The organism is Microbacterium sp., assembly GCF_031178525.1.
GTDB lineage: Bacteria > Actinomycetota > Actinomycetes > Actinomycetales > Microbacteriaceae > Microbacterium.
In genome coordinates this window covers 1-5,230 of sequence record NZ_JAPSJA010000170.1, presented here as the reverse complement: position 1 = coordinate 5,230, position 5,230 = coordinate 1, and the positions used below count along the sequence as shown (strand labels likewise).

Below are 5,230 nucleotides of genomic sequence, written 5' to 3'. Positions count from 1 at the left end.
GGCGCGCTCGCTCTCGTCACCGCGGCCGACGCGTTCGATCCGGCACTGGGCGTGCCGTTCGGCGCGTATGCCCGGCGCCGGATCCTCGGCGCGTTCGCCGATGAGATGCGGGCAATGGACTGGGCGTCGCGGGGCATCCGACGCCGCATCAAGGAGACCCTCGCGGTGCGCGACACGCTCGCCGCCGGCCTCGGCCGCACCCCGACCGTCGCGGAGATCGCCGCCACCATGAGCGTCGACGCCGCCTCGGTCGCCGAGTCGCTCGCCGACGCCGACCGCACGGTCCTCACGCTCGACGACCCCGTGGTGCACCTCGTCTCCTCGGACCTGCCGCTGCCCGACGAGGCCGCCGCGCTGACCGAGCGCCGAGAGGTGCTGCAGAGGGCCCTGGAGGCGCTGCCCGACCGGATGCGGCAGATCGTCAAGGCCGTCTACTTCGAGGACCGCGCCGTGAAGGACATCGCGGCGGAGCTCGGCGTCTCGCACTCCGCCGTGTCGCAGCAGCGGGCCGAGGGCCTGCGCCTGCTGCGCGACGCGCTCGACCGCTACTACGCCGAGGAGCCGGGCCAGACGCCGGCTCCCACCTCGCGCGTGTCCGAGTCGGCGCGCGAGGCGTACTTCACCCGGATCGCCGCGGGCGGCGGCCGCCGCCTGGCGAACGCGCTGCTGAAGAACGCCGCCGCACTGTAGTCGTCGCGACGTCGGCGCGACCCGCATCCCGCGTCGCGGCCCGGGGGCCGGCTCTCTCGTCGAGAGGAGTCGGCCCCCTTTCCGCGCCCGGCGCCTTACCGGCCGTGAGGCGCTGCCGATAGGTCTGATCGGAGCTCACGGATGGGCTTCGCAACACCACCCACTCACGGAGGAATCACCATGGGTATGCAGATCAACACCAACGTGTCGGCGCTCAACGCCTACCGCAACCTGTCGTCGACGCAGAACGACCTGTCGAAGTCGCTCGAGAAGCTGTCGAGCGGCCTTCGCATCAACCGCGCCGCCGACGACGCGGCCGGCCTCGCGATCTCCGAGGGCCTGCGTGCGCAGGTCAACGGTCTGAACGTGGCAGCTCGCAACGCCCAGGACGGCATCTCGGTCATCCAGACCGCGGAAGGCGCCCTGACCGAGGTCCACTCCATCCTGCAGCGCATGCGCGACCTCGCGGTGCAGGGCGCGAACGACTCGAACAACGGTGACTCGCGCGACGCCATCAAGGCGGAGGCCGACCAGCTTGGCGCCGAGCTGTCGCGCATCGCGGAGTCGACCAACTTCAACGGGATCAACCTGTTCCAGGCCGGCACCACCGCCGGTCCCGCGGAGCTGACCTTCCAGGTCGGCGCCGACGGCGACGCCGCCTCGGCGGTCTCGGTGGACATGATCGATCTCGGCGCGGTGCTGACCGGCGTGGTCACGCTGACCGACGGCACTCTCGCCACGGAGGCCGACGGCTTCGACGTGACCGACAACGCCACGTCGCAGACCACCATCGAGGCGCTCGACACGGCCATCACGGCGGTCTCGGAGGGTCGTGCGAACCTCGGTGCGGCGCAGAACCGCTTCGAGTCGACCATCAACAGCCTCAAGGTCTCGTCGGAGAACCTGGCCGCGGCCGAGAGCCGCATCCGCGACACCGACATGGCGGCCGAGATGGTCAAGTACACGGCTGCGAACATCCTGCAGCAGGCCGGCACCGCCATGCTCGCGCAGGCGAACCAGTCGACGCAGGGCGTGCTGCAGCTGCTGCGCTGATCCTCGCGACGCTGATCGGCCGCGCACCGGTCAGCACCGGCTGATCCTCGGATCGGTCGTCGTCGCCCGGGTGGGGAGCATCACACTCCTCACCCGGGCGCCAACCCCCTCAGCCCCCGCACGACCCGGAGGACCCCATGGGCATCACGTTCGACGGCCTCGCGTCCGGCCTCAACACGGCCGAGATCATCGACGCCCTCATGGAGGTCCAGGCGATCCCCCGCACGCTCCTCAAGGCCAAGATCGACGACAAGGGCGTCGTCATCACGCAGCTGCAGAGCCTCAACACCGCGCTGCAGGGCTTGTTCACCGAGGCCGGGAAGGCCAAGTCCGCCGGCGCACTCAGCGCGTTCACCGCCACCGCCTCCAGCGACGCCGTGCGCGTGAGCGCGGGACCGACAGCTCAGGCGACCGTGACGGATGTCGTCGTCGACCGCGTCGCCACCGCGCAGACCACCGTCACGGCGGCATACGCCTCCTGGCCGGACCAGCCGCCCATCCTGACCATCGTGAACGCGGAGGGCGAGCGCGTCGAGGTGACCGCCGCGTCCACATCCATGGCCGACATCGCACGTGCCATCGGGAACGCGGGCGCCGGAGTGTCCGCGAGCGCGGTCGCCGCAGGAAAGGATGCCGAGGGCAAGACCCTGTATCGCCTGCAGCTCACGGCGGCCGAGACGGGCACGGCGGGCGCCTTCACGGTCTATCGCGGCGACGCGGACGCGATCGACGCCGGCACGGCCGTCGATCTCGCCGGCGAGCCGGGCGCCGGGACCGTGACGGCGGCGGCCGACGCCCGGGTGCGCCTGTGGGCCGGGACCGCCGCCGAGCAGGTCGTGACCTCCTCGTCCAACACCTTCACGGGCCTGCTGCCGGGCATCGACGTCACGGTCACCAAGGCGTCCGCCGATCCTGTGACCATCACGGTCGCAGCCGACGCCGCGGCGCGCACGAAGATCGCCGGGGACTTCGTCGACCGCATCGCCGCCATCCTGAGCGGCATCGACAAGGGCAGCAAGGCCACGATCGCGGACGGCGCCGGCGAGGAGACCACGCTCGGCGTCTTCACGGGCGACAGCACGGTGCGCGCGCTGCGCCGCGGCCTGCAGGAGGCCGTGCAGCACCCGATCGACGACGTCTCACCGTCGTCGATCGGCATCTCTGTCGACCGCTACGGCGTGCTGACGCTCGACAAAGAAAAGTTCGCCCAGGCGCTCGCCGAGGACCCCGCGGCCGTCGAAGCCGTCTTCACGGGCGTCGCGGCCCGCGTGGAGGCCACGACCGAGCAGTACTCCGACCGCTACGACGGGCTGCTCACCGCGCGCATCACCGGCCAGCAGGATGAGGTCGGCTCGCTCGAGGACCAGATGGATCGTTGGGACGTGCGGCTCGAGCAGCGCCGCGCCACCCTGGAGCGCACCTACGCGCGCCTTGAGACCATGCTCTCCGAGCTGCAGTCGCAATCCGCCTATCTCACATCTCAGCTCACAGCGCTGCCCGGCCGAGAGGACAGCTGATGACCGGACACACCTTCCCGCCCACGGCGTTCCCCGGCGGCCCGGCGACGCCGAGCGCCGGACGCAGCGGCCAGAACATCGCCCAGCTGCGCGCGGCCCAGGCTCGCTATCAGGCCGACGCCGTCATGTCCGCCTCCCCCGAGCGGCTGCTCACGATGCTCTACGACCGGCTCGTGCTCGACATCGAGCGCGGCGAGGCGGCCCAGCAGGCGGCCGACTGGAATGAGGCGGGCACGCAGCTGCTGCACGCTCAGGCAATCGTCGCCGAGCTCAACGCCTCTCTCGCCGATACATGGGAGGGCAGCGCGGGGCTGCGCAGCCTCTACGCGTTCCTGACCACGGCACTGATCGACGCGAACGTCAACCGCGACCCGCAGCGCACGCGGGCGTGCCTCGACCTGGTCGGCCCGTTGCGGGACGCGTGGCATCAGGCCGCGCAGCAGGTCGGAAGCGCATCCGCCCCCGCCGTCGCCACCGCGTTCCCGGCGCACGCCCATGCGTGACGACGCGGCCGTGCCGGCTCCGTCGTCGGTCGCGGCGCCCCACGCTCCGTCCGACGCGGCGGCCATCGCGGAGTGGACCGCCCTGCTCGACCGCTTCGAGCGCGACGTCGCGGGCCCCTCCGACGCCGCCTGGCGAGAGGCGTCCGCTCCCCTGCCCTTCGAGCTCGCCGGACGCGCTCAGACCGTACTGGCCGCTCAGCGCGAGGCCATCGCGCGAACCGCGCGTGACCGCGACGAGGTTCTCGGCCAGCTGACCGCCGTGCGCCGCATCCCCTCGGCGCCCGCGACCGCCGCCGCCTACATCGACCTCGACGGCTGACCGCCGCGGTCGAGACGACCTGACCGCCACCCCGCGGGACGCCGCGGCGTCGCGCGACACGCGCGGGCCACTCCGTACAGACGTCCGCACTAACGCGATCGGCCCACCGGCCGATAGAGCAGTGTGAGCACGGATCGCTCACCCCCCAGGCCACGGATCGGCCGGATCGCACCATCGGAAGCCACGGGTTCCATGTTCGATTCAGTCAGCATCAGCGCGCTCACGAGCGCCCTGGACGGACTCGCGCTGCGACAGCGGGCGATCGCCGACAACATCGCCAACGTCAACACGCCGAACTACCGCGCCAAGCGTGTGCAGTTCGAGGACGCCCTCGCCGCGTCAGTCGCGGAGGGATCCGGCCGCGTGACGGCGACGAGCGCCGAGTCCCTCGAGCCGACGCGGCTGGACGGCAACAACGTCAATCTCGACACCGAGACGCTCTCGAGCATCGACACCGTGCTGCGCTTCCAGTTCGCCTCGCAGGCGATCGGCGGCTCGTTCAGCTCGGTGCGCACGGCCCTGAGGACGAGCTGATGACCTTCGACGCGATCGGCATCGCCGGCACGGGGCTCACCGTGCATCGCAAGTGGCTCGACGCCCTGAGCGACAACATCGCGAACATCAACACCGCGACGCCCACCGAGGGAGCGGCCTTCCAGGAGCGCTACGTCGCTGTGCAGAACTCGCCCGACTCCCCCGGCGTGTACGTGGCGGGCATCGAGCTGGGCGATCCGGAGGGACGCATGGTCTACGAGCCCGATCATCCTCTCGCCGACGAGGAGGGCTACGTGCGCTACCCCGACATCGACCTGGGTGACCAGATGAGCCAGCTCATCCTCGCCCAGCGCGGCTACGAGGCGAACGCCGCCGTCGTCGACCGCGCCAAGACGACCTACGAGGCCGCCCTGCAGATCGGACGCAGCTGATGCCCATCCCCTCCCTCGATGCGCTCGGAGCGGGCTCCGGCATCGCGCCCGTCGCGCCCACGGCTCCGACGAGGCCGACGGACGGCACCGGGTTCGCCTCCGCGGTCACCGGTGCGGTCGACGAGCTGCAGCGCCTGCAGTCGACGTCGAACGAGCTGTCGGTGGCCGCCGTCACGGGCGACCTCACCGACATCCACTCGGCCATGATCGCCTCGAGCCGCG

Annotated in this window: 8 protein-coding genes; all 8 read left to right on the top strand. The window is 71.4% G+C overall.

From position 1 onward, the window contains the following. Positions 1–690 (top strand): sigma-70 family RNA polymerase sigma factor (locus RIF89_RS10650; protein ID WP_309069087.1); only part of this gene is annotated, 690 nt, incomplete at its 5' end. A 180-nt stretch (positions 691–870) separates the two neighbouring features. After that, entirely contained in the window at positions 871–1,743 is an 873-nt protein-coding gene (locus RIF89_RS10645; RefSeq protein WP_309069086.1) for a flagellin, read from the top strand. Positions 1,744–1,880: 137 nt separating this feature from the next. Continuing rightward, positions 1,881–3,260, top strand: coding sequence for a flagellar filament capping protein FliD (fliD, locus tag RIF89_RS10640; protein ID WP_309069085.1), 1,380 nt, complete (start codon positions 1,881–1,883; stop codon positions 3,258–3,260). Further along, entirely contained in the window at positions 3,260–3,763 is a 504-nt protein-coding gene (gene fliS, locus RIF89_RS10635) for a flagellar export chaperone FliS (RefSeq protein WP_309069084.1), read from the top strand. The genes fliD and fliS overlap by 1 nt, the downstream gene beginning before the upstream one ends. Beyond that, positions 3,756–4,082, top strand: a complete 327-nt coding sequence (locus RIF89_RS10630; RefSeq protein ID WP_309069083.1) for a hypothetical protein — start codon at positions 3,756–3,758, stop codon at positions 4,080–4,082. The genes fliS and RIF89_RS10630 overlap by 8 nt, the downstream gene beginning before the upstream one ends. Positions 4,083–4,274: 192 nt before the next feature. Continuing rightward, the gene (locus RIF89_RS10625) at positions 4,275–4,616 is read left to right on the top strand and encodes a flagellar basal body protein (RefSeq protein WP_309069082.1); all 342 of its coding nucleotides are present in this window, start codon (positions 4,275–4,277) and stop codon (positions 4,614–4,616) included. After that, positions 4,616–5,008: a flagellar basal body rod C-terminal domain-containing protein gene (locus RIF89_RS10620; RefSeq protein WP_309069081.1), complete on the top strand. Its 393-nt coding sequence runs from the start codon at positions 4,616–4,618 to the stop codon at positions 5,006–5,008. The genes RIF89_RS10625 and RIF89_RS10620 overlap by 1 nt, the downstream gene beginning before the upstream one ends. After that, positions 5,008–5,230 (top strand): flagellar hook-basal body complex protein FliE (locus RIF89_RS10615; RefSeq protein WP_309069080.1); only part of this gene is annotated, 223 nt, incomplete at its 3' end. The genes RIF89_RS10620 and RIF89_RS10615, both read left to right, overlap by 1 nt.